Source organism: Virgisporangium aliadipatigenens, assembly GCF_016863615.1.
GTDB classification, from domain to species: domain Bacteria; phylum Actinomycetota; class Actinomycetes; order Mycobacteriales; family Micromonosporaceae; genus Virgisporangium; species Virgisporangium aliadipatigenens.
In genome coordinates this window covers 59,296-80,688 of record NZ_BOPF01000046.1, presented here as the reverse complement: position 1 = coordinate 80,688, position 21,393 = coordinate 59,296, and the positions used below count along the sequence as shown (strand labels likewise).

Annotated in this window: 29 protein-coding genes; 12 read left to right on the top strand and 17 right to left on the bottom strand. The window is 71.7% G+C overall.

The genetic code is table 11. The annotated features are described in order from the left end of the window. Positions 1–18: 18 nt before the first annotated feature. Both Val02_RS41040 and Val02_RS41035 read right to left on the bottom strand, forming a co-directional pair. On the bottom strand, positions 19–219 hold the full coding sequence (locus tag Val02_RS41040) for a DUF397 domain-containing protein (protein ID WP_203904751.1): 201 nt from the start codon (positions 217–219) through the stop codon (positions 19–21). Next, positions 216–1,037 carry a helix-turn-helix domain-containing protein gene (locus tag Val02_RS41035; protein ID WP_203904750.1) on the bottom strand — a complete coding sequence of 274 codons (822 nt, stop codon included), beginning with the start codon at positions 1,035–1,037 and terminating at the stop codon, positions 216–218. Before Val02_RS41035 ends, Val02_RS41040 begins: the two co-directional genes overlap by 4 nt. A gap of 295 nt (positions 1,038–1,332) precedes the next feature. Here Val02_RS41035 and Val02_RS41030 point away from each other — a divergent pair, with 295 nt between their 5' ends. From Val02_RS41030 to Val02_RS41020, 3 genes are read left to right on the top strand one after another with little or no spacing between them, the layout of a single operon-like run. Next, the gene (locus tag Val02_RS41030; RefSeq protein ID WP_203904749.1) at positions 1,333–1,539 is read left to right on the top strand and encodes a hypothetical protein; all 207 of its coding nucleotides are present in this window, start codon (positions 1,333–1,335) and stop codon (positions 1,537–1,539) included. Next, the gene (locus Val02_RS41025; protein ID WP_203904748.1) at positions 1,539–1,838 is read left to right on the top strand and encodes a hypothetical protein; all 300 of its coding nucleotides are present in this window, start codon (positions 1,539–1,541) and stop codon (positions 1,836–1,838) included. Before Val02_RS41030 ends, Val02_RS41025 begins: the two co-directional genes overlap by 1 nt. Then, positions 1,835–2,179, top strand: a complete 345-nt coding sequence (locus Val02_RS41020) for a hypothetical protein (protein WP_203904747.1) — start codon at positions 1,835–1,837, stop codon at positions 2,177–2,179. The genes Val02_RS41025 and Val02_RS41020 overlap by 4 nt, the downstream gene beginning before the upstream one ends. 231 nt (positions 2,180–2,410) lie before the next feature. On the opposite strand, the gene Val02_RS41015 is transcribed toward Val02_RS41020, so the two are convergent. After that, positions 2,411–2,641 (bottom strand): helix-turn-helix domain-containing protein, encoded by a 231-nt coding sequence (locus Val02_RS41015; RefSeq protein WP_203904746.1) that lies wholly within the window; start codon positions 2,639–2,641, stop codon positions 2,411–2,413. 130 nt (positions 2,642–2,771) lie between these two features. Here Val02_RS41015 and Val02_RS41010 point away from each other — a divergent pair, with 130 nt between their 5' ends. The 8 genes from Val02_RS41010 (at position 2,772) to Val02_RS40975 (ending at position 6,749) form a co-directional block, all read left to right on the top strand. Continuing rightward, positions 2,772–3,578: a DUF2637 domain-containing protein gene (locus Val02_RS41010; protein ID WP_203904745.1), complete on the top strand. Its 807-nt coding sequence runs from the start codon at positions 2,772–2,774 to the stop codon at positions 3,576–3,578. 80 nt (positions 3,579–3,658) lie between these two features. Beyond that, entirely contained in the window at positions 3,659–4,351 is a 693-nt protein-coding gene (locus tag Val02_RS41005; RefSeq protein WP_203904744.1) for a hypothetical protein, read from the top strand. A gap of 11 nt (positions 4,352–4,362) precedes the next feature. Further along, a complete protein-coding gene (locus Val02_RS41000) occupies positions 4,363–4,539 on the top strand; it encodes a hypothetical protein (protein ID WP_203904743.1) in 177 nt (58 codons plus the stop codon). Beyond that, positions 4,539–5,099 carry a hypothetical protein gene (locus tag Val02_RS40995; protein ID WP_203904742.1) on the top strand — a complete coding sequence of 187 codons (561 nt, stop codon included), beginning with the start codon at positions 4,539–4,541 and terminating at the stop codon, positions 5,097–5,099. Before Val02_RS41000 ends, Val02_RS40995 begins: the two co-directional genes overlap by 1 nt. After that, positions 5,099–5,551 carry a hypothetical protein gene (locus tag Val02_RS40990; RefSeq protein WP_203904741.1) on the top strand — a complete coding sequence of 151 codons (453 nt, stop codon included), beginning with the start codon at positions 5,099–5,101 and terminating at the stop codon, positions 5,549–5,551. The genes Val02_RS40995 and Val02_RS40990 overlap by 1 nt, the downstream gene beginning before the upstream one ends. After that, complete coding sequence (locus tag Val02_RS40985) at positions 5,544–5,765, top strand: hypothetical protein (RefSeq protein WP_203904740.1); 222 nt, start codon at positions 5,544–5,546, stop codon at positions 5,763–5,765. Before Val02_RS40990 ends, Val02_RS40985 begins: the two co-directional genes overlap by 8 nt. Continuing rightward, a complete protein-coding gene (locus Val02_RS40980) occupies positions 5,753–6,145 on the top strand; it encodes a hypothetical protein (RefSeq protein ID WP_203904739.1) in 393 nt (130 codons plus the stop codon). Before Val02_RS40985 ends, Val02_RS40980 begins: the two co-directional genes overlap by 13 nt. 217 nt (positions 6,146–6,362) lie before the next feature. After that, positions 6,363–6,749 carry an MmpS family transport accessory protein gene (locus Val02_RS40975; RefSeq protein ID WP_239153717.1) on the top strand — a complete coding sequence of 129 codons (387 nt, stop codon included), beginning with the start codon at positions 6,363–6,365 and terminating at the stop codon, positions 6,747–6,749. Positions 6,750–6,847: 98 nt separating this feature from the next. Here Val02_RS40975 and Val02_RS40970 read toward each other — a convergent pair whose 3' ends face one another. Further along, entirely contained in the window at positions 6,848–7,189 is a 342-nt protein-coding gene (locus Val02_RS40970) for a hypothetical protein (RefSeq protein WP_203904738.1), read from the bottom strand. A gap of 33 nt (positions 7,190–7,222) precedes the next feature. Here Val02_RS40970 and Val02_RS40965 point away from each other — a divergent pair, with 33 nt between their 5' ends. Continuing rightward, positions 7,223–7,474 carry a hypothetical protein gene (locus tag Val02_RS40965; RefSeq protein WP_203904737.1) on the top strand — a complete coding sequence of 84 codons (252 nt, stop codon included), beginning with the start codon at positions 7,223–7,225 and terminating at the stop codon, positions 7,472–7,474. Here the strand turns inward: Val02_RS40965 and Val02_RS40960 are convergent. The 13 genes from Val02_RS40960 to Val02_RS40900 all read right to left on the bottom strand — a co-directional run bounded on the left by Val02_RS40960 (position 7,446) and on the right by Val02_RS40900 (position 21,386). Continuing rightward, on the bottom strand, positions 7,446–7,856 hold the full coding sequence (locus Val02_RS40960) for a hypothetical protein (protein WP_203904736.1): 411 nt from the start codon (positions 7,854–7,856) through the stop codon (positions 7,446–7,448). The two genes, Val02_RS40965 and Val02_RS40960, sit on opposite strands and share 29 nt — an antisense overlap. Then, positions 7,856–8,770 (bottom strand): hypothetical protein, encoded by a 915-nt coding sequence (locus tag Val02_RS40955; protein ID WP_203904735.1) that lies wholly within the window; start codon positions 8,768–8,770, stop codon positions 7,856–7,858. The genes Val02_RS40960 and Val02_RS40955 overlap by 1 nt, the downstream gene beginning before the upstream one ends. A gap of 7 nt (positions 8,771–8,777) precedes the next feature. Then, positions 8,778–9,341 carry a hypothetical protein gene (locus tag Val02_RS40950; protein WP_203904734.1) on the bottom strand — a complete coding sequence of 188 codons (564 nt, stop codon included), beginning with the start codon at positions 9,339–9,341 and terminating at the stop codon, positions 8,778–8,780. 15 nt (positions 9,342–9,356) lie between these two features. Beyond that, on the bottom strand, positions 9,357–12,149 hold the full coding sequence (locus tag Val02_RS40945) for a LamG-like jellyroll fold domain-containing protein (protein WP_203904733.1): 2,793 nt from the start codon (positions 12,147–12,149) through the stop codon (positions 9,357–9,359). Between the two features lie 27 nt (positions 12,150–12,176). After that, entirely contained in the window at positions 12,177–14,861 is a 2,685-nt protein-coding gene (locus Val02_RS40940; RefSeq protein WP_203904732.1) for a phage tail family protein, read from the bottom strand. A 134-nt stretch (positions 14,862–14,995) separates the two neighbouring features. Continuing rightward, positions 14,996–15,448, bottom strand: a complete 453-nt coding sequence (locus Val02_RS40935; RefSeq protein ID WP_203904731.1) for a hypothetical protein — start codon at positions 15,446–15,448, stop codon at positions 14,996–14,998. Between the two features lies 1 nt (position 15,449). Continuing rightward, complete coding sequence (locus Val02_RS40930) at positions 15,450–15,947, bottom strand: hypothetical protein (RefSeq protein WP_203904730.1); 498 nt, start codon at positions 15,945–15,947, stop codon at positions 15,450–15,452. Then, positions 15,937–16,149 carry a hypothetical protein gene (locus Val02_RS40925; protein ID WP_203904729.1) on the bottom strand — a complete coding sequence of 71 codons (213 nt, stop codon included), beginning with the start codon at positions 16,147–16,149 and terminating at the stop codon, positions 15,937–15,939. Before Val02_RS40925 ends, Val02_RS40930 begins: the two co-directional genes overlap by 11 nt. After that, positions 16,149–16,565: a hypothetical protein gene (locus tag Val02_RS40920; protein ID WP_203904728.1), complete on the bottom strand. Its 417-nt coding sequence runs from the start codon at positions 16,563–16,565 to the stop codon at positions 16,149–16,151. The genes Val02_RS40925 and Val02_RS40920 overlap by 1 nt, the downstream gene beginning before the upstream one ends. Positions 16,566–16,641: 76 nt before the next feature. Further along, positions 16,642–17,391 carry a hypothetical protein gene (locus Val02_RS40915; protein ID WP_203904727.1) on the bottom strand — a complete coding sequence of 250 codons (750 nt, stop codon included), beginning with the start codon at positions 17,389–17,391 and terminating at the stop codon, positions 16,642–16,644. 3 nt (positions 17,392–17,394) lie between these two features. Then, entirely contained in the window at positions 17,395–17,817 is a 423-nt protein-coding gene (locus tag Val02_RS40910) for a hypothetical protein (RefSeq protein WP_203904726.1), read from the bottom strand. 2 nt (positions 17,818–17,819) lie between these two features. Then, on the bottom strand, positions 17,820–18,701 hold the full coding sequence (locus tag Val02_RS40905; protein WP_203904725.1) for a hypothetical protein: 882 nt from the start codon (positions 18,699–18,701) through the stop codon (positions 17,820–17,822). Positions 18,702–18,716: 15 nt separating this feature from the next. Then, a complete protein-coding gene (locus Val02_RS40900; protein WP_203904724.1) occupies positions 18,717–21,386 on the bottom strand; it encodes a hypothetical protein in 2,670 nt (889 codons plus the stop codon). Between the last annotated feature and the right edge of the window lie 7 nt (positions 21,387–21,393).

Genomic DNA, 21,393 nt, shown 5'->3' with positions numbered 1-21,393 from the left:
GGGGGGGGGGGGGGATTCTCAGCTGGGGTCGAGGTCGAACTCGCCGGCCTTGACGCCCGCGAGCCAAGCAGCGAACGCTTCCGGCGGGAACGGCAGGACGGGCCCGCCGGGATCCTTGCTGTCACGGAATTCCATCAGCGCGCCGTTGCGGCGGATCTCTACGCAGGACCCCCCGTTGCTGCCTGACCTGCTTGATTTCTTCCACGGGGTCGGTTTCATGGCTCGTACTTTCCGATCGGTACTGCCTGCTGACAGAGGGCGTCGAAGAGCCTGCGGTACTCAGTCAGCTCGGCCGGCTGCTCCAGATACCAAGCGCCGACCTGCGTTTCCAGGTACGCGACATTGGGGTCGTCTGGGTCGGTGAAGTCGAGGACGCGAAAGGCGCCGGTCGTTGCAGGGTGCGCCCCGGACTCGAAGGTCAACACCCTGATCTCTACCCCCTCCCTGCGGTCGAGCTCCCGCAGGTGTGCGATCTGCGCTTCGAGGACCGCGCCGCCGCCGACCGTCCGCCGGAGGGCTCCTTCGCCAAGGACGGCAATCATCTGTGGCGGCGGTGTGCGGTCGAACAGTTTCGCCTGCCGCTCGAGGCGCAGTCGGACGTGGCGGTCGATCGTTTCGCGGTCGCTGAGGTCTGCGGCGTACAGAGCGCGGGCGTAGTCGCCGGTTTGCAGTTCGCCGGGTACGACCGACTCGTCGAAGGTGCAGATCCGGTCGGCTGCCGCTTCGAGGCTGACGTAGAGGCGGAACCAGCCGGGGACGACGTCGTCGTAGGCCTGCCACCACCCGCGGTCCTTGGTGCCGGGGGCCAGGGCGATGAGTTCGTCGGTTTCGTCCTTGCCGGTGCCGTAGAGGGTGCACAGGGCGATGACGATCGGCACTTTGATCTCGACCTGGCCGCTTTCGAGGCGGTTCATGGTGGCGCGCGAGATGCCGAGACGCTGTCTCACCTGCTCGTGCGTGACGCCAGCGGCTTGGCGCAGGCGGGCGAGCCGTCGTCCCAGTTGGCGGCGGACGACGGTCGTGCCAGATACGGCCACGGTTGTCACCTCTAGAGGGGTCGAGTCAGGCGCGGCCAGTGTCTCACAGCGAGACATTGGGGGGCACGTTCGGGCAGGTGGTGCGACGTTTCACCTAGTGGTTGATCGAGGGCAATCACATACGCGAGCAGCGTTTCACCTTCCGCGCAATCCAAAGTGATGCGTTGCACTTCGAGTGGAACAGGGGCATGCTAGCCGTCAGTCGACCTGGCCGTTACTAGCCACGTCGCCCCGAGACGGGTGCGGCGGCGCCTGCCCACAGCACGCCGCCGCACCCCCGCCCCGAGGGGGATCCATGCTCCTGCTCCGGATCGGCACCTTCCTCAGCCGGCTCGCCGCACGGCAGCCCGCTCGCCCCGCCCTGGCCGACGGCGACTACACCGCCGGGTCCCCTCTGCTCGAGCGCAGCGGCCGTGTGCCGCTCGACGACGCCCCCGATCCGGAGCAGGAGCGTGACCGCGTCGCGCAACTCCTCGCCCGGCTCCACGAGGAGTGGCGCTGATGGGCGTCTACAAGTCGGCCGCGAGTCCGTTGTACGGCAGGTCGGGCATGCTTCCGGAGTTCGGGACGGACACGGTGCACGTTCCCGGCACGCCGGACTGGCGGTGCATCGCCGATGGTGCCCGGTGGCCGTGCGAAGCCGGCCGCCAGCGCCTGACGGAGCAGCATGCCGACCGGCCCGCCGACCTGCTGACGCTCATGAAGGCGTCCGCCGAGCGCGCGTGCATCGACCTTGGCGCCGACGAGCCAGCGGCACGCGAGGCGATCCACCGGCACATGGTCGACTGGGTGCCGACGTGACCGGGCCCGATGTCCCGCCGCTGGTGACGGAGGGCGACTGGGATGCGGTCGAGCAGGTCCAGGCGTACCACCTGCGCCGACGTCGCGAGCGCGTGAAGCCGGAGTACCGCCGGCGCAGGCTCCGTGATCCCGCAACCACGGCCCGGCTGTTCAGGGCGGGCGGGCGCTGGCGGGTCGCCGTCGGCAAGACCTACTCCAGCAGCCTCGACCACCTCGCCGCGAACGCCGGCGAAGGGCAGGTGCAGCTCGCCGCGCTTGCTCGCCTCACGAGGGCCGGCTACAGCCCGGCGTGGGATGCGTGGACGAGCGACGGCGACGGCTGGTCCGTGGCGTTGACCTGAGCTTTACAGGCCCCGGCTGCACACCGGGGCGTCGCCGGCGGGGACCGCAACCGCGTCGGCGACCGGGCGGTGGGGGACGGTGAAGGGAACCGGCCCGTCCTCCACCGCCGTCAAGAACGCCCGGGCCTGCTCTGTCCGCCCGGGGCGCCGCCGGATGGCCCGCGAGCCGGCGGCGTAGCGGCGGGAGACGGTAGGGGCACTCCGTCTCCCGCCGTTTCTACGTCTGGGGACCTAGTCCGCGCGGTGCTCGCGACGCGCGTCGTCGAGCAGCCTCTTCACGTCGGACGGGTTGCAGATCCGATACTGCCCAGCTCCCGGCTTCTTGCGATGGCCGATCGTGCCTGCGTTGAGGAGCCGGACCATCGTGCTGCGGCTGACGTCGAGCAGCGCGGCGGCCTCGCCGGGCAGGAGCCACTCGCCGGCGTTGAGCCGGCGCTCCAGCTCGGCCAGGTCGTAGGCCACGGACACTCCCTCGGGTTGGTGGCGTGATCGTACCGGCCGTGCCATCTGTGTCAGCCGCTCCATGCTGTCCGATCACTCTCACCGGCGGCCTAACTGTGTCATGTGTTTCAACTGTGTCAGACTGTCGGGCATGCAATCCGTCAGCCTCCGATCGCTACGACGCATCCGCTGGGGCGTCCGGCTGGTGCTGGCGCTCGGGATCGCCGCGAGCGTCATCGCCAACGTCCTGCACGCCCAGCCGCACGCCGTCGCCCAGACCATCGCCGCCTGGCCGCCGCTCGCCCTGCTGCTCACCGTGGAGCTGATCGCCCGGGTGCCCGTCAGCCGCGTCGCGCTCGCCGCCGTGCGGATCCTCGCGACGGCCGCCATCTCCGGCATCGCAGCCTGGGTCAGCTACTGGCACATGGTCGGGGTGGCCCAGCGCTACGGCGAGACCGGCGCCGCGCCCTACCTGATCCCGCTTTCCGTCGACGGCCTCGTCGTCGTCGCCAGCGTGTGCCTGGTCGAGCTGGCCGCCCGGATCCGTGACGCAATGGCCCCCGCTGAGGAGCCCGCCGAGTCGGTCAATCCGTCACCGCCCGAAGACGAGTCTTCGCAGGCCAGCCCTAGTGAGGACGGGGGGCAATCCGATACGCCCGACGAGGCTGAGGAGCGGGCCGAGAGGGACCGCCGGTGGCGGGCGTTCTTCCTCCTTGCCGAGGGCAAGGACGTCGATACCGCCGCAGCCGAGGCCGGGGTCAACCGTCGCTCTCTCCAGCGGCTCGCCGATCAACTCGCCGCCGCGACTCGCAAGCCGCGCGGCGGGCCGCGGAAGGCCACCACGAGTGACGCGGAGAAGGCGGCGCTCGCCGAGCAGCTCGACATCCCGGAGAAGCGATTGGACTCGATCCTCGACGCAGAACCCAACCCCAACCTCGTCGGCGCACCGCCGGCGTGACGCCGGCCGAGGGCGGCTGACGCCTGGCAGCACTGCCGTCCCCGACCGGCACCCCAACCCCGTAGAGAAGGAGCACCACCATGATGGACGAAGCCACCCGGGAGCTGCTGGGCCGCTACGCCGACGACCCCCGGATCGTCACCGGCGACACCGACCGCGACTTCGTGCTGCGCGTCGACGACAGCAGGATCTTCTACTTCATGCGCCAGAGCGACCGGCGCACCTGGGAGGGCCGGTACGCCTGGGACGTCGTCAACGCCGACGGCGGCCTGGTCGCGTCGGGCGACTCCGCCGAGCACGCCCTGGGGGCGGTCCTCGGCGACCCGCAGGACGACGCCGGCGCGACGCTGCTGGAGGAGGGCACGGAGGACTACGCGCTCCCCGAGCTGGGTGCGTTCCGGGTCGACCACCGGATCCGCCGCGTTGCGGACGCCGACCTGTACTTCGTCGGCCAGCACGACGGTTCCTGGGAGCCGGTGTGGCGCCTGGTGAAAGGGGCGGGGTACTGGCAGCTCCTCACCATGGAGGGCGAGCTGTGCGCACACGGCGAAGACCCGGAGACGGTCCTGCGGATTGGGTTCGGCCGCCCCTACGAGGAGATCCGCCTCATCCAGCAGATCGCGGCCATCGCCTGGATCACCGCGTCGACCCGGGACGGCGGCGCGCTGCAGGCGCTCGTCAACGAGGGCATCGTCGCCGTCGAGCACCGCGGCCGGCCGGTGTACGTGCTCACCGACGCCGGGCACGCCGAGGCCGAGAGGCTGGCGGCGTGATGAGCTGGCGGATGTCGGCTGCGGCAGTGATCCTGTGCTGGCTCCTCGCGCTCCGGCTCCTGGCCATTGCGATGGACTGGGTCGAGTTCGCGCAGGCGCTTCGATGGCCGCTGTGCGTGGGCGCGGTGCTGTTCGCGGCAGCGTTGACCGTGGAGTGGTGGGCCCGGCGGCCGCGGAGGAAGCGCTGATGTCGCCGAACAGCATCTTCGCGCTGCTGTTCATGGCGCTGATGATCGACTGGCTGTCGATCGGACCGGACGACTGGCGCGACCGGCTGGCGTTCTGCCTCGGAATGCCGGCGATCCGGGCCGGGTGGGACGGCTCGCCGGCGGACCGGGCCACGATCGACCTCATCTCGACGTGGGTCGAGGAGATCAAGAAGACCGGCAACGCGACGCTGGCGCAGACCAGCACGGCGAGTGTGATCAGCGTTCTCGCCGCCGCGTTGGCAATCTACTGCTTCGGCGTCCTCGCCCCGGCGAAGTGGTCCAACAAGCTGGGCAAGCTGGCGCTGGCGACGTTCCGCGGCAAGAGCGGTGCCGCGGCGGCCGGGGGACCGCCGGTCGCCGGACCGCGCGTCGGCGGCAAGGGGCGCCAGCTCAACCCGAAGCTGTGGGCGTGCGCCTACCTGATCGCGATCACTGTCGAGCTGACCGGCGGACTCGTCGGGATGGCGGCTCAGGGATCGGTGAGCGCTTTGACGAAGGTTGTTGGGTTCGTGCCCGGTCTCGTGTTCGGAGTGAGCTGATGGAGCAGGGATGGGCAGGACTGGTCGCGGTCGCGCTGGCATGGATCTTCTTCGCGGCCTCGGCTCGGTGGTCCGACCGGCGGCTCCCCTCCCCCGCCGAGATGTCACAGTGGGGATCACGGCTGTCGTCCCTGTTCAGGCGTGATCCTGATCCTGATCCTGCACCCGCTCGTGAGCCGAAAGGGAAGCGGGGCTACCGGCTACGCGACGACGGCGACGGGCGCACAGTGGTCGATTGGGACGAGGCCGAAGAGCCGGCGCCGGCGGCCCGGGCAGGGAGGTCGACGAGCCCGAACCCGCGGCTGGACCGGTGGGTCCGCAAGTCGCTCGACAACGAGGCGGAGCCCGGCACGATCGTCCAGGAGGGGATGCGTCTGTTCGGCGTCTCCGCGCCGACGGTGAAGCGTGCGCTCAAGCGCGTTCGTGAGGCCCGGGGTGGCAGCGATGAGTGAGTACGTGGTGCGCTTCTTCGAGACGGCCGGGCCAGGCGTCGGGGCGAGCAGCCAACCACTGTCGACCCAGCGGATGGCCGAGCCGCCGGCGCGCGGCGAGGGCGTGCTCCTGCGAGAGACCGGCGAGCGGCGATGGCTCGTCGACCACGTCGACCGGGACCTGCGCTCCGCGCGCCGTGAGGCCGTCGTGTGGGTGTCGGCGTGCGACGAGTAGCCGGCTACCGCGAGGGCACCCGCGACGAGATCACCGCCCTGCTGTGGCACGTCCAGCGCGACCGGCAGGACCTGGTCCCGGTCGACCCGCGGATCCTGCCCGACGGCCGGTGGGCGGTGCAGCTGGTGCGCCGCGTCGACCTCGAGACCGCGCTCGCCGAGGGACCGGACTCGAACCCGCCGGCGGTCCGCGACCGGTCGCCGGTGCCAGCAGGGGCACGGGTGCCGTTCGTCGCCACCTCCACGATCGCGGGGGTCGCCGTGTGCACCGGCGGCGCGGTCATCGCCGGCCGGCTCCTCGCCGCCTACCTGGAGGTCATCGTCGGCACGGTCGCGGTCCTCTTCGGCGTCGTCCTCGCCGTGCGCGCACTGAGCCGGTAGACGCGATGAAGCGGCCCCGGTCGCTCGCCTCGCAGGCGGGCGACCGGGGCCGTTGGCGTGCACGGGACGAAAGCGGGGCTCGCAGCCCTGTGATCGATGCAGTGCCCTCCACCCGGCCGACCCGAGGCGAGTGAACAGTGCCCGTTCGCTGCTCCAGCCGCCGGCGCCTCCGGCAACATCGACCGGTCCTACAAGCCTCCCCGTCAGGAGCACACCTGTGAAACGCACGATCATTACGTGCATCGCCGCGGCCGCGGCTCTCGTCGCCACCTTGGCCTGCGGCGCGGGCGGCGACACCGCCGGGCCCGGTGTCGCCGGCCAGGCGGCCGAGGGCGCCGAGCACACCATCCTCTTCGAGGTGACCGCCACGTCGAGCAAATCAGCTGACGTCACCTTCGGCACCGGAGGGGACACCTCCCAGGACGGCGGTGCCAAGCTGCCGTGGTCGAAGGAGATCAAGGCCAAGTCGGTGCCGTTCGTCATGTCGGTGGTGGCGCAGAACAAGGCAGGGGGCGACATCCTCTGCAAGATCACTGTTGACGGTGAGGTCCGCAAGGAGAACAAGTCCTCTGGGCAGTATGCGGTGGTGACCTGCACCGCCTGACCCACCATGTCGTCGTGCCGTCGAGTGACGGATCGGCGGCACGAAACAGCGGCCCCGGCCGCCGCCCTCGAAGGGCTGGCGACCGGGGCCGTGTCGTTTCAGCGAAGCAGTGGGTCGGCTTTCGGGGATACCTGGCCGCGCGTGAGGAGGGTCAACGCGGCGGTCACGATCGCCTGTGTGGCGCCGATCTGCACCGCCGTGAGTTCGAAGCCGTACGTCGCGGCCAGCGTGGCGACCGTTGTCACGACGGCGGTGAACGCGGCCGGCGCGATGGGGCGTACCGCCCAGGCGTTGACCGCGCCGATGAGCGCCGTCGAGGCGGCGACGATCGCGCCGGCGTTCTCGTCGGTCAGCCAGTCCCAGCCGAACGTGACGCTGAGGGCGAGCAGGGCGGACAGGAGCTGGAGCCAGAGCGTCGGCTCCCTGCCGAAGAGTTTCATGAGAATCCTTTCGAACGATTGTACGATCCGCAGGTGGAGCGGACGGACCCGAGAGAAAGCGCCCGGCACGACTACGCCGCCGCGCTCGCCAGGCTGCGCAGCGCCAGGCAGCGCTTCGTCGACGCGCACGTCCCGATGGAGACCGCGGACGGCTGGCCACCGTTCTGGACGAACGACCAGCACGAGGCCGTCGTCGGCTACATGAACGCGTGGCAGTTCTTCGTCCGCGCCCGGACCGGCGCCGCGGCCGCCGGCATCACCCGCGCTGCCGGTCCGGGTGGATGAGCCGCACGGTCGGATCGACCGCGCCGCCGTTGTGCTGGCGGATGTGCGCGCCGAGCAGCTCGTCGACGGCTTGGGTGCGCCGGTCGATCCTGCCCACGGCGTCCTTGAGGCTGCCGCCGCCGTTCGGGGTCACCTCGGCCTTGATCTGGCGGGACTGGCTCTCCAGCGAGGCCAGGCGCTGCTCGACGACGGACAGCCGGCCGACGATCCCGGGCCGGGCCGGCTCGTCGCCTGACGCCGGCGTGCCGAGGATCGCGTCGCGGGTCCTGACCGTGTTGGCGAGGATCCGCCACGCGACGCGGCCGCCGGCAATGAGGCCGGCACCGATCGCGCAGCATGCCGCGCCGATCGCGGAGACCGCTCCGACGGTGCCGAGGTCCATCAGGTGCCCGGCCGGGCCGAGAGCCGGCGGCCGAGTTCGGCAGCGATGTCCCCCTCGTGCGGGAGCTGGCCAGCAAGAGCGGCCGCCAGCGCGGGCACGAACGTCGGGTCGGCGAGCAACGCGGCTGCGATCACCCGGCCGTCGGCCTGGACCGCCGGCGCCATGACGTCCATCGGCCCGGCGAGGTCGTCGAGCTGGGCCTCGGACGTCACGACGAAGTCCGGCGCGCCGTCGCCCTGGTCGACCGCGACGAAGTTGCCCCAGTCCCTCAGCGTGCGCCGGCGGATCCCGTCCGAGACCCAGAACGACGAGCCGCCCGGCGTCCTGCACTCCACCGTGAACATCTCTCTACCTCCGGTCCTGGTGCCGCCGTAGCGCGACCTGCCGCTCTGCCAGGTGGTCAACGACTCGCCCCACAAGATCGAGAGCATGCCGTTCATGACCGTGATGTCGTTCAGGTACTGCCGCAGGCAGCTGAAGTGCGCGTGCCACAGGTGGCTGCCGTCCGGAGTGCGCTCGCTCCAGCTCGTGAAGTCGAAGCCCTCGGCCTGGCCGTCCTCGTCGGCCTGGACCAGCACCTCGCGCCAGCCGTGCAGCCGCGGATCGCGGGCATGGAACGCCGCCTGGACCCGCTCGCCGTAGCGGATGATCGTGCCGTAGCGGCCGCGCTGAGCGTCCGGAAACGTCCAGTCGAACGCGGCCGCCTTGTCGCCCGGGCCGGCCCTGTCCGCGGCAAGGACCACCGAGTAGTCCTTGACCCTGCCCTGGCGCCACAGGTTGTTCCTGGTGTTGTGATACCCGGGCTTGTCGGTGAACGTGCCGCCGTACTGGGTACCCGGCTGCATCGCGAGGCAGCTCTCGACGAAGTACCAGAGCGCGCCGGTGATCCGGCTCGGGTCGGGGTTCGATGCCATCCCGGCCTCAAACCGCGTCGATCGCTTCAACGCGCCACGTCGAGTGAGCGCGAACGTATGTCGCCGTGGCGTTGCTGGATCCCTGGGCGTAGGTCAGCGTGGCGCTTCCGGCCGTCGCACCGGTTGTGAAGATGATGTCGTACTCGCACCAGACGATGTCTGAAGACGTCGTCTGCCCCGGAGCGGTCAAGGTCCCCAGCGTTGTCGCCGACCCGTAGTACGTATCGCCCGATGACGAGTCGTTCGTGGAGGTCATCGAGCGCAGCGACGCCCGCTGCACCGTCGACCCGGAGGGCAGCGCGGCGCTCGGCCGGAAGTCGCCGTTGATGTGCGCGCTGTAGGCGATCAGTCCGCTCGCGTGGTGCTTCGAATTGGGCAAGCAGAGCCGCGACAGGTTGGTGATCGTGCCGACGCCACCGGGCGTGATGTTGTTGGCGACGCCGGCATGGTCGGCGATGAGGGAGCACTCGCGGGCCTGGGACAGGTACTCGATCTGGTCGAGGATGGCGTCGAACTCATCGGCAGTGACTTTGTGCCCGGCGGGTATGGCGGGGCGGAGTGTCCAGGCCATCGCCTTCTCCTTCGATTACAGGGCCAGCTTCGGCGGCCGCCACAGCTGCACCGGGCTGTTTGCGGCGGCGTCCTCGGTGACTCCGGAGACGGTGAACGTCTGCGGGCTGGACGCGCCGGTGATGGCGGAGACGGTGACCTTCATGCCGTTGATGTCGACGTCGAGCGGGAAGTCCCCGGGGAACGTCGCGGTCGTGGTCCACAGGACCTGTCCGGTCGTCGTCACCTGCATGCTCGTGGCTCCGGTGGAGATCCCGGTGGTGAGCTTGGAGCCGCCGGTGTCGGGTCGGAACGTCGGCGCCGTCTGCCCGCCGGCGCCCTCGACGACCGCGACGGTCCACGGCGAGGCGGGGACACACAGCAGCGACACCTTCCACTCGCGCCAGCCGATCGTTTGGGTGCGTCCCTCGACCAGCACGTCGACGAGCTCGTCGCCCAGCTCGTCCGGCGGGTCGGGCAGTTGGACCCGTGACCCGAGGGCGAGCGCGAGCCACGCGTCGATAAGCGTGGTGCGGTGGACCAGGTCGGCGAGGGACAGGACCGGCCAGCGCAGCTCGTCGACCGTTCGCAGGTGCACCCACCACTGGGCAAGGGCGGCGAGGAGCCCGTCGGTGGACGGGTTGACCTTGATCTCCTCGTCAGCCCGGCCGACCACCGCCGGCGCGTACGCCCCGGTCGCTTCGTGCCGCGCCCACCCGCCTCCGGGGCGGGTGGCCTTGACGTCGTTGACCAGGTCGTCGTCATCGTCGGTCGGCTCCGGCGGGTCGCCGAGATCCCCGCCGGCGCGGGACAGGACCAGCACCGGCGTCTGGTTATAGCGCTCGGCCCGGGACTGGTAGCCGTAGCCGCCCCGATGCTCGTAGAGCAGCCCCATGTCGGTGCGCACGCACTCGTCGAGGATGTCCGGCAGGGTGTCGGCCCGCTGCGGCCCCATCACCGTCGACGACGTCGCGGTGGTCGTGAACGGGATCCGCGCCTCGCCCAAAAGGCGGGCGAGGCGCTCGTGCACCATCTCGCCGGTGTAGCCGAGCCCGGCCTGGGTGGTGTCGGTGACGCCGACGCCGGCGTAGGCGGCCCAGTGCGCGGTGCGGCCCCGAACCACGTCGGTGGTGGAGACGGCGAGAACGTAGCCGTCGGCCACGCCGACACCGACCTGCACCGACCGCAGCTCGCCCGGGGTCTCCGGGTCGGTCCACGAGTCGCACAGGACCCCGTCGACGTACAGCCGGACCCGGCCCGACGTCGGCCCCAGGGTTTCGGCGGTGACCCGCACGTGGTACCAGCGGCCCGGCTCGTAGTAGGCGTCGTTGTCCTCGTCGCTGACCAGGAACCCGAATCCCAGGTCCGCCCAGAACACGCCGCCGGTGCCGCGGATGTACTGGTAGGAGATCCAGCCCTGGCCGTAGGTGTTGCCCGACCAGCGCATCCGCCCGAACCACACCTGAGGATCCGTGGTGCCGTCCTTGAGGACTTCCGGCTTGACCCAACCCTCGACCGTCCACGAGGTGCCGGAGCCGGTGACAGTGCCCTCGAAGCTCCCGGTGTAGGACCCGTTGGTGTCGAACACCTCGAAGCACCGCCCGGCGCCGCCGAGGGGGCCGTCCTCCGCGCCGAGGCCGGTCGACGCGCCGGACATCGGCCGCCCGCCGGGTAGCGCCGATGACACCTGCGTCGCTTCGCGGGCGTCCTCGCACGTCCAGTACCCGACCGGGGACAGGGCGACGATCTTCCGCTCCAACGGCCCGGGCAGCGGCTTCGCGCGCTTGGTGATCCGCCGGGTGACCCCGTTGGCGACCAGCTGCGCGGTCGGCACCCGGCCGGACCTGTCCCACCGGGGCGGCAGCTCCGGCACGTCACCGTCGAAGATCGACACCCAGAACCGGGCGCTGAAGTTGTCGTAGGCGAACGTGCGCGGGCTCGTGTTGCTGTTGCCTGTGGCCACGCCCGAGCGCACGCCGATCCAGCCAGGCCCGCGCAGCGCCGTCGCCGCGCCGGCGACGTGCCATGCGGTCGGCTCGGTGGAGCCCTGCCACACCTTGAGCCGGATGACGTCGGCGAAGCACTGCGCCCGCAGCCGCAGCGGAGTCGCCGCAGCGTGGGTCAACCCCGTCACCGTGGCGGTAGCGACGACAGTTTCGACGCCGGCGACCCGGGACCGGATCGAAGCGGTGACCGCCCCGCCCGGCGCGATCGACGCGCGCGCCTCGAAGTACGTGTCGAGGCCCTGCCCGCGCAGCTGCAGCGCCGGCTCCAGCGCGCCGCCGGCCGGGTTCGGCACCGTCACGGTGACCTGCAGGTCGACGTCGGCCTCGGCCACAGCCCCCAGGTAGGTGTACCGGTAGGCGTTGGCCGCGGTCACCTCATGAGTGCCCTGCGTGCCGGTGACGTCGAAGTCCGCACCGATGACGGACCCGCCGGCGCCCACGGGAGACCAGGCTCCGCCGCCCGTCGACGACCCCCACGCCGCCGTCACCGACCGGGTGAACGTGTCGGTGACCGCGGCGGTCGCCGGGCGGACCGCCACCATCAGCGGGGTGTTCTTCGCCAGCTTCCGGTACCAGCGGCCGGCGCGGTTGGTGCGGCAGTAGTGCCCGCCGGTGTTGTCGACCGTCAGCGTGCACTTGGACGCGTCCGGCCGGGAGGCACCCTCGCGGCGGCCGTCCTCGATGTTGATCCGGTCGGCGATGCGCACGTCGTCGGTGATGTCGGTCCACGGGTAGGCGCTGTACGGCCCTGACCGGTCCGCCCCGGGGGCGAACGCGACGAGCAGGTCGCACCCCGGGACGAACTCGCGGTCGACGTTGATCACCGAAGCACCTCCTGATGTGGCGCGGTCTCAGGTGAGGACCGCGCCATTGACGACCCGCAGCCTCAGGTCGCCGCTGTTGATCTCCTTGCGGATCGCCTCGGCGAGCCAGCCGGAGCCGCGGATTTCGAGGACGACCTGTGTCGCCCCACCGCCTCCGCCGGCGGGGAGCCGGTCGACCTGGGCGGCGGGCATGACCCGCTCGCCGGCGTGCACGACGGCCAGGCCGTCGCGGGTGATGTCACCGCCGATGTCGAGGTAAGGGATGCGCGGCACGGACAGGGTGGTGCCGCCCCAGATCTGGCCCAGCCCGGGCACGGACACACCCGGGATCCGGAAGCTGAGGGAGTTCCAGCGGTAGAGGATCCAGTTGACCGCCGACTGGAACGCCGCCTTGATCCCGTCCCACAGGCCCGACGCCGCGGCCCGCATCCGGCCTGGCAGCCCGGTCACAAAACCGACGAGGCCGTTCCACTTGTCGACGACCCATTGCCACGCCGAGCTGGCGCCGGCCTTGATGTCGCCCCAGTGACGGGAGATGTACAGGACCGCGAGGCCGATCGGTCCGGTCAGCACGGCCAGGATGAGCGGCCAGTTGCTGGCGACCCAGTTCCAGACGGCGAGCGCCGCGCCCTTGATCATCTCCCAGGCGCCGATCCAGAATGCCCGGAACGCTTCGCTGTTGTTCCATAGGAGCGCGATCCCGGCGACCAAGGCCACGATCGCGAAGATGATCAGGCCGATCGGGTTCGCGGTCATCGCCGCGTTCCACAGCCACTGCGCCGCCGTCGCGACCCTCGACGCCGCCGCAGAGGCGAGGGCAGCGGCCCGGTGGGCGACCAGCGACACGATCGACCGGGTCCGGGCGAGCGCGCCGGTGTTCGTGGCTGTGGTGTCGACGGCGGTGCTGACGGTGTTGCCGCGCATCGCCGCGGTGTTGGCATTCAGCGCCGCGGCGTTCGCCCGCAGCGCGAGGGTGTGCTGCGCCATCGTCCGGGCCGCGATCAGCTTCACGATCGTCGACGCGCCGACGCCCATCCGCTCGGCCAGCCATAGCGGGATCAGGATCGGCAGCAGCGCGACGATGGTGTCGATGTTGTCCGCGAGGAAGCCCATCACCCCGTTGAGGACGGTGGCCGTGTTCCCGGCCGCGCCCATCACGGTGTCCATCGACACCCCGCTGCTGGCGACACCCGAGATGACGGTGACCAGGGAGCCGAGGATGCCGCGCATGATCTCCAGGCCGGTGCGGAGCTTGGCCTGGCCCTCCTCGGAGTTCATCCACCGGTCCCACCGGGCCGTCAGCCGGTCCAGGTCGCCCAGGAGCCCGTCGACCTGCCCGGCCCGGAACACCGCCCCGAAGATGCCGGAGATGTTGCCCAGGATCGACCACAGCTGTCGCAGCGTGGTCAGGCCGGTGGAGATCCAGCCGGCGAGCTTGCCCGACTCCCGCGCCGCGGCGACCCACCGTTCGAACCGCTCGGCCAGCTGCAGGGCGGCCTGCGCCATCCGGGGCAGGAAGTCGGAGCCGGCCGCGCCCATCGAGATCAGCCCGGCCAGAACGCGTGACACCGCCTGCCCGAAGATCCCGGTCGCGGTGCCGGTGTTGCGCAGCAGCTGCGCGACGTCGGCGACGACCGGCTTCGACGCGGCCATGCCGAGCATGGACCGGATCGTGGTGTTCCACCCGGCGCCGACGCCGACCAGTTCGCGGCGCATGACAGGCAGGTACACCGTGGACAGGGCCGAGATGTCGCCGGCGACGTTCTTCCAGGTCTCCTCCTGGACCTCACGTTTCACCGCGCGCCATTCGGTGCGCAGCCCGAGCAGCGTGTAGATCACCGCCCGGGCCGACGGGGCCAGCTTCGCCATGGCCTCGGCGGCCTTGTTGATCCCGCCGCCGGCGGCGGTGCTGTCGGAGGCGAGGTCGGCCTGGGCCAGCGCGAGCCGCTCGGTGGCGTCCTGCAGGTCCCGGGTGGCCTCGGCGTGCCGTTCCTGCGCGGTGGCTACTTCTTTCGACCCGGCGACGCCGGCAGCCTGGGCCTTGGCGTTCTCGGCGGTGAGGTCCTCGTACCGGTCGCGGACCTCTTCGAGGGTCTGCTTGGAGCGGCGCAGCGCCAGGTCGGCCTTGGTGATGTCGCCGACGTTGCCCTTGGCCCGGGCGTTCGTGAGGTCCCGTTCGGCCTCGGCGACGGAGGCGACCGCGGCCTCCTCGTCGAGGCGAGCCCCGGCCACCTCGCGGCTCAGGTCGGACAGCCGCTCGGCCGCCTCGGCGTAGCTGGCGTTCAGCTCGGCCTGCGTACGCGCGTGCTTGCGCTGGGCGTCCTCCAGAGCCTGGGTGGCCTGCCGGACTTCCCGTTGCGCGGCCGCCAGCCGCTTCGCCTCCCCGGCCGCGGCTGCGCCGCCGCCGGCGACTGCCGCGGTCGACGCTTTCCACGCCGCGCCGAGCCCTGACGAGGCCAGGGCCAGAGCGGACACCGCGCCGACGGCGGCGAATGCCACCGCCGGCACCAGCGCGATCGCCCCGACCGCCGGGCGCACCGCAGCGCCGAGCGCGATCGCCCATGCGCTGGCCGAGGCGAACGCCGCGCCCATCGCCAGCGTCGACGCGGCCGAGGACCGGGCGGTGTTGCGCACCTCGCCGGCGACCTTGTGCATCGTCGGTGTTGCCCGGTCCCGGGCCAGGATGTCGTAGACCAGGCTGGTGTCGGACATCCCGGTTCACCCCGTTCAGTGCTGCTGCTGGTTCTTGGCGTTGATCTCGTCGATGCGGTGGCACATCGCCAGCAGCACCTCGACCTCCAGCAGCTCCTGCTCGGCAGGGGTCACGTGGAAGGTTTCGGCGATCGCTAGGCAGTAGTAGCGGCGTCGGGACTCGACGGCGCTTTTCCCTGGCCGTCGCCGGCCTCGACGTCGGCCTCGTCGACGCCGTCGTCGAGCTGCGCGATCGCCATGTCGATCGCCGCGAGGGCCTGGGCCCGGGCGTCCTCGTCGACGCCGGCGGCCGCCTCGGTCTCGGTTCGCAGTTCGCCCCATTCGGCCCGGTCGAGGGTGACCTCGACCTCCTCGTCGAAGAAGTCGACGTCGGAGAACTTGAGACGTGGGTGGTCCCGGCGCAGGAACGTCCACAGCAGCGCGCGCCGGGCCCGGGCGTTGCCCTGCAGGAGCGCCTGCTTGAACGTGGAGCCGTAGTCGAGGCCGGTCAGCTTCTCGATCGCCTCGATCTCCATGCTGCGCAGCCGGCCGAGCTTGAACTCCCACTTCTGGGTCTCTTCGCCGTCGGGCGTGTAGATCAGGAACACGTCAGCCTCTTTCGATTCGTTTCGCGGAGTCGTGCATGGCGTCGACGACGGCCCGGCGGGCGGCCGGGGCGTGACGGGCCAGGGTGTCGTCGAACCAGCCGGGTGCGCCGATCTGGCGCACCAGGACGCCGGTCCGGCCGTACACCGGGTGCGTCCACCCGCGTCGGGCGTTGGTGCGCTTCGGGGCCTGGGTGAACCAGCGCGGCATCCCCTTGCTGGACGCGACGACCTTCACGCCGGCCGAGCGCGGTTTGAGGACCACGTGCTCATCGACGCCGGCGGCGATCGCCGCCCGTAGGGGTTCCCCGCCGTGCGGCAGCCCGGCGGAGCGCATCGCGAGGATCGCGCCGCGGGCCTGCTGTGTGGCCGGCGAGATCGCGTCCTCGATGCTGTCGGCGGCGTCGCGCAGCATCGCCCGAGAGCCGGCCTCGCGGTCCAGCGCCCGGGCGAAGTGCTCGAACGTCTTCTGGTCGGCCCGGATGGTGACCTCAGCGGCCACCGTCGGCCTCGTCGACCGGGTCCTCGTGCGCCGGCGGCCGCCAGCCGGCCGCGATCAGCGCCTGGCGGCTGGACGGGCTGAGGTGCACCCGCATCCGCCCGGCCGGGTCGGTGCCGTGCCGCACCGCCAGCTCCCGGCCGGTGTCCGCCTCGGTCGTCTCGAACCCGCCGGCGGCCCGGCCGGCGCGCATCGGGCGGGCCATCAGGACACGCCGCGGGTGACGACGCCCGACGTCGGCCAGGACACGTCGTGCCCGGCGACGTCGCCGACCGAGCCGGACAGCGGCGACCATTCCTTGACCAGCACCAGGCCGGTCCACTTCGGGTTCGACGCCGTCACCGTCGCGTTGGCGGCGCGGACCTCGAACGCGATCGGGTCACCGGCCAGGAAGGCGGTCCACATCGCCTCGTCGAGGCCGTTGTCGGTGTAGTCGTTGAGGAACGACAGCGACAGCCCGGCCTTGAACAGGCCGCCCTTGTACTCCATCCAGCCGAGGCTCGCGAACGTCGTGACGTCCTTGTCCTCGACCTCCGCCTTCAGTTCGGCCTTCTTGATCTGGGCGGAGTAGTTCACCGTGGCCAGGGCCGCGTACGCGGCCTTGAGCACCATTGCGGTCATGGGTGCCTCCTTCAGGGGCGCATACGGGAACGCCCCGCCCGGGCCGGGCAGGGCGTGGAGTCGCGGTGGATCGGGCTCAGACGATGCCGAGCGCGACGACGAACAAGAAGCTGGGGGTCGTGCCGGACACGTCCCAGACGACCCGGTACCAGGTGTCGGCGTGGGCGCCCTCGTCGCGGAGGACCTCGCCGGTGCGGGCGTTGGCCGTGGTGAACGCGATCCGGGTCTCCGGAGAGGCGAACGCATTGCTGGAGTCGGACTCGACGGTGACCGCGATCTGCGGGGTGGTGCCGGACACCGACAGGACGTGCAGCGACGCGTACAGCGCCTGGTTGGCCTGCACCGCGGCGAGCTGCAGCGCGGTACCGGACCCGTCGGCGGTGCGGGCGGTACCCGGCGGATGCGCTAACTTCCCGCGCACCAGCGGCCAGGAGCCCAGCGCGTCGCTCTGCCACGGCGCGACGTCGCCGACCCCGCCCAGCAGCGTGTAGTTGGAGCGCATCGCCGAGGTGAACCACGCCCGGCCGCCGACCGCGGCGCCCTGCAAGCCGACGGTCCACACCGACCCGCCGCCCAGTTCGGCCCAGGCGTTGTCGTCGACCTTGCCCGAGTCGCCGGCCTCCCACTGCCCAGCCCCCGACAGGGAGGTCTTGAACAGCCCGCCAATGCAGCTCGACCAGACGTTCCCGGTCGCCGGGTCGACCGCGCCGAAGTTGGTGGTGTCCTTGTCCTCGCGCTCGCACTTGACCTCCAGCTTGTTGGACTGGCCGGTCAGGTCGGCGCCGCCGGTGAACAGCCGGACGTTGCGCAGAATGGTGGCGCTCACGGATCAGCCCTTCCCGATGACGGTGACCAGGAACTCGGCGCCGTAGAACTCGGTGCCGGCGACGGTGTACATGCGGTAGCCGCGGATGCGTTCCACGACCAGGTCGTCGCAGACCCCGCCGAGAGTCTGCGAGACGCCCGGCGTGCCCTCGATCGCGGCGCGGATCGACTCGGGACCGGAGCCGGACAGGTAGGCATCCAGCAGCGCCTGGCCGGCCTCGTCCTCGGCCCGGGAGACCAGCACCCGGCATCGCACGCTCACCTGGTCCAGGCCACGGTTCATCGCCTTGTTGAAGTCGACCTCGACCTCGCCGGCGACGAATGCCGGCTCGGGGATGCTGTTGGGCACGTACCCGAAGCAGTTCAGCTCGGGGATGGCGGCAGCGACGACGGCGGCCAGGCCCTTGCGGACGGCAGAGATTTCCATGATCATCCGATCCCGGGCAGTCGCAGGTGCTCGGTCAGTTCCTTCACGTCCGGGTCGATGCGGCCCAGACGCACCGCTCCCCAGTCCGCCGACCCGAGGACGCCCTCCGGGGAGTCCTTGCGCCGGTACAGGCGGGTCGCCTGCAGCAGCGTCGCCTGCACCACCTCGTCCGGCACCGTCGGCCAGCCCCATCGGGCGGTCACCCGGACCCGCCGGCTCCCCGACCAGCGCCCCGCGACGCGCAGCAGCCCGGTCACCGCCCGCTGGTCGGCGAGCGCGTTGTCCGGCGACAGCTCGAACAGCCCGCCGTCGACCGGCGCCCACGACGTGCCGGTCCCGACCTCGACGGCCAGGTCAGTGGCGGTGGCGACCGGGTCGATGAGCAGCAGCTCGTCGCCGCTGTCCTGCACGGTGCGGCTGCGGGTCAGGTACGACCGCGCCGACGCTGTCCCGTCGCGCCAGAACCGCTGTCCGCAGAACGCGTCGATGCCCCGCGACGCGGCGGTGAGCGCCCGCAGCAGCAGCGGGTCCCGGCCGGTGAGGGCGTCGGTCTTGCTGGTCAGCGACAGCTTCAGCTCTTCGAGCGGCACATACAGCCGGCGCAGCTCGGAGGCGGTGACGAACCACGTGCCGGCCTGGGTCTTCACCGCCGCGCCGGTGCCGACCCAGATGTACTGCCACAGCCCCTCGATGGTGCAGGCGACGTCGCGGCTGTAGACGCCGGTGCTGGGGTTGGTGAGCTGGCCGGAGTTGTAGGTGGTCACCTCGCCGTTGGGGTCGGTGACCACCAGCATCACCGTCGTGGGGTCCGCGGGCTCCCCGTCGACCTGGAACGTCGTCGAGAGGGTGGCCAGCTCCGAGTCGCCCTTGAACAGCACCGGCACAGGGGCCCCCCTTTGTCAGGTCACGGACGAACTGGCGGTGTACCGCGCGCCGACTGCGGCGGTTGCCGTGCGCCGGGCGGTGACGGCGGCGGTGGCGGTGGCTTTGCGCCGCTGCCGGATCGGCATCGCGATGGTCGTCACGGTCGTGGCGGCCACCGCCTTGGTCTTCGCCCGGCCGAGCGAACGGGCCGCCGTAAGGTCGGTCACCACACCGATCAAGCGGCCCTTGGCCGTGCCGAGCGGACCGGCTGTCGCCGCCTCCGCCACCGCTTCGACCAGGTACGCGTTGCCGGCCGCCACGTGCCGCGCGGTGACGATCTCCTCCGCCGCCACCACCGCGCGGCGTTTGACGCGCCCGAGCGTCCCGGCGAGCACCGACTCGCCGGCGACGCCTACCGTGCGGGTAACCACCCGGCTGATCGGACGCCCGGCGGCGGATTCGCCGGCCGTGCCCACCACGCGCTTCTTCGCCGCCTGCAGAGCCACCGCGGCGGTGACGTCCCCGGCCGGGGCGATGCCGGCGGTCTTGCCCCGGCCCAGAAGCCGGGCGAGCGCGGACTCTGCGGCGGCTCCGATCGCGCGGGACTTGCCCCGGCCCAGAGGCCGGGCACCGTCGGCGGTTCCCGCAGCGCCGAGCAGCAGCCGCTTCCCCCGCCCGATCGGCTGCGCGGCGCACACCGACGACCCTGGGGCGACGCTGCGCTGCTTCGCCCGGGCCACCGGCACTGCGGTGCTGCTCTCGCCGGCGATTGCGACCGCTCGGGCCTTCCGCCGTGCGAGCAGCTGCGCGGTGCTGGTGTCCGTGGCAGGGGCGACCGGTTGGACGATCGAGCCGACCACGCCGAGCGGCCGGGCCGTCGACGTCTCGACCGCCGGTCCGACCGCGCGGGCTTTTACTCGAGCGAACGGCTGGGCGGTGCTCGTCTCGGCGGCCGGGGAGACCGCTCGGGTCTTCCGCCTCGAGAGCGGCTGCGCCGAGGCCGTGTCGCCGACGACGCCGGCGGCGCGTCGTTTGGTCCGGCCGAGCAGCTGCGCCGCGCTCGTCTCGGTGGCGGCCGCTGGCGCTCGCGTCTTGCGCCGGCCGAGCTGCTGGGCCGCGCCGGTGTCGACCGCGACGCCGAGCGTGCGCGACTTCCGCCGCCCGATCGGCTGCGCCGCCGCCGTGTCGGCGGCCGGCGTGACCGGGACGACGTCGGCCTGCGACGCCGCGATGGGCTGCGCGGCCTCGGCGACCTGGGCGACACCGGCCGGGCGCCGCTTGGCCCGGCCGAGCAGTTGCGCCGCGGCCGTCTCGCCTGTGACGCCGACGGCGCGGGTCTTGGCCCGGCCCAGCGGCTGCGCCGCGCTGGCTTCGCCGGCGACCGCGACGGCCCGGGTCTTGGTACGGCCGAGCTGCTGCGCGGTGGTCGTCTCTCCCGCGACGCCGGCGGCGCGGGTCTTGAGCCGGCCGACCGCCTGCGCGGTGCTGGTCTCGGTTGCCGGGTTGACGGCCTGGTTGATCGACGATGCGGTGGTGTTGACCTGGTCGACGTACGTGTAGTTGTTCGTGCCGCCGTCGCGGGCCGACTCCATGAGGAAGGTCAGGCCGCCGTAGTTCACCCAGGACGGTGTCGCCAGGGTGCGTCGCGTCGTCCAGGTCGTGCCGTTCGCCGAGGTCTGGAACAGGACGTTGGTACCGGACCGGATCAGCCGTACCCAGGCGTGGTTCGTGGCGTCGTAGGTGAGCGAGACCGCGGAGCCGTCGAAGTACGAGACGTTGTTCTCGAAGCGGATCGTGTTCGCGACGGTGTCGACGCGGATGTGCAGGCTCGTCCCGAGTACGGCCTCGTCGCGCAGACCGAGCGCGGAGAAGCACTCGCCGGTCGCGCCGGCGGCGGCCGCCGGGAAGAGCTTGCAGTACACATCGTCGAACCGGTAGACGTTCTCGGTCTGGATGCCGGCGTAGTCCTGCACGCCGCCCGTGTGCGCGCAGGGAATCCGGCCGCGGCCGGTGTCGACGTCGGCGCCGCCGTACGTGCCGCCCCAGGGCGGGTCGGTCAGGGCACCGCCGGAGAAGGTCTCGACGACGCTGCTGGTGAGTGCGCTCCAGATGCCGTCGCCGGCGGACAGCTCGATGTAGCCGGGCGCGGTGGTGACGCCGGTTCCGCCCTGTGCGAGGTCGGTCGTGCCGGTGTTGCCGTAGTGGAACGTGGCGGTGCGGGCGGTGGTGTCCGAGGTGGCGCGGTAGCCGACCTCGACGACCAGGCGGTCACCGGCCTGGACGCTGACCGAGGTGAGGGTCTTGGCGCCCTCGCCGCGGCCGGTGCCAGTGGTGGTGAACTCGGTGGCGCCGATGGAGTCGGTGAGCGCGGTGCCGCGCACGGTGTCGCTGTCGCCGGTGGTCACGTAGACGTGGATGTGGAAGAACGCGTTCGCCGCGGCGTTGCTCTCCAGCACGCCGATGATCCACGACAGGCTGCCGTTCAGGGTGCCCGCCGCCACGGCCGGATCGCTGATCCAGCGGCCGACGAGCACGTCCCAGTTGGCCGTCGTCGACCCGACTGCGGGGGCCGCGGTTGCGGCCGCCCCGGCGGGGCGGGGGCCGAGGTACTGCGCGAGGGTGGCGGCCGCGTTGTCCCACGCGCCGCGCTTGGTGGTCGGCGTGTAGGGGGCGGCTCCGTTGGTCAGGTAGAACCGGGTGACCACGGCCGCC

What these genes read in the sequence shown, in the direction of transcription:
- Val02_RS41040 (WP_203904751.1), bottom strand. Translation starts at nt 219, where the DNA reads ATGAAACCGACCCCGTGGAAGAAATCAAGCAGGTCAGGCAGCAACGGG.
- Val02_RS41030 (WP_203904749.1), top strand. Translation starts at nt 1,333, where the DNA reads ATGCTCCTGCTCCGGATCGGCACCTTCCTCAGCCGGCTCGCCGCACGG.
- Val02_RS41025 (WP_203904748.1), top strand. Translation starts at nt 1,539, where the DNA reads ATGGGCGTCTACAAGTCGGCCGCGAGTCCGTTGTACGGCAGGTCGGGC.
- Val02_RS41010 (WP_203904745.1), top strand. Translation starts at nt 2,772, where the DNA reads ATGCAATCCGTCAGCCTCCGATCGCTACGACGCATCCGCTGGGGCGTC.
- Val02_RS41005 (WP_203904744.1), top strand. Translation starts at nt 3,659, where the DNA reads ATGATGGACGAAGCCACCCGGGAGCTGCTGGGCCGCTACGCCGACGAC.
- Val02_RS41000 (WP_203904743.1), top strand. Translation starts at nt 4,363, where the DNA reads ATGTCGGCTGCGGCAGTGATCCTGTGCTGGCTCCTCGCGCTCCGGCTC.
- Val02_RS40995 (WP_203904742.1), top strand. Translation starts at nt 4,539, where the DNA reads ATGTCGCCGAACAGCATCTTCGCGCTGCTGTTCATGGCGCTGATGATC.
- Val02_RS40990 (WP_203904741.1), top strand. Translation starts at nt 5,099, where the DNA reads ATGGAGCAGGGATGGGCAGGACTGGTCGCGGTCGCGCTGGCATGGATC.
- Val02_RS40985 (WP_203904740.1), top strand. Translation starts at nt 5,544, where the DNA reads ATGAGTGAGTACGTGGTGCGCTTCTTCGAGACGGCCGGGCCAGGCGTC.
- Val02_RS40970 (WP_203904738.1), bottom strand. Translation starts at nt 7,189, where the DNA reads ATGAAACTCTTCGGCAGGGAGCCGACGCTCTGGCTCCAGCTCCTGTCC.
- Val02_RS40960 (WP_203904736.1), bottom strand. Translation starts at nt 7,856, where the DNA reads ATGGACCTCGGCACCGTCGGAGCGGTCTCCGCGATCGGCGCGGCATGC.
- Val02_RS40955 (WP_203904735.1), bottom strand. Translation starts at nt 8,770, where the DNA reads ATGGCATCGAACCCCGACCCGAGCCGGATCACCGGCGCGCTCTGGTAC.
- Val02_RS40950 (WP_203904734.1), bottom strand. Translation starts at nt 9,341, where the DNA reads ATGGCCTGGACACTCCGCCCCGCCATACCCGCCGGGCACAAAGTCACT.
- Val02_RS40940 (WP_203904732.1), bottom strand. Translation starts at nt 14,861, where the DNA reads ATGTCCGACACCAGCCTGGTCTACGACATCCTGGCCCGGGACCGGGCA.
- Val02_RS40925 (WP_203904729.1), bottom strand. Translation starts at nt 16,149, where the DNA reads ATGGCCCGCCCGATGCGCGCCGGCCGGGCCGCCGGCGGGTTCGAGACG.
- Val02_RS40920 (WP_203904728.1), bottom strand. Translation starts at nt 16,565, where the DNA reads ATGACCGCAATGGTGCTCAAGGCCGCGTACGCGGCCCTGGCCACGGTG.
- Val02_RS40910 (WP_203904726.1), bottom strand. Translation starts at nt 17,817, where the DNA reads ATGGAAATCTCTGCCGTCCGCAAGGGCCTGGCCGCCGTCGTCGCTGCC.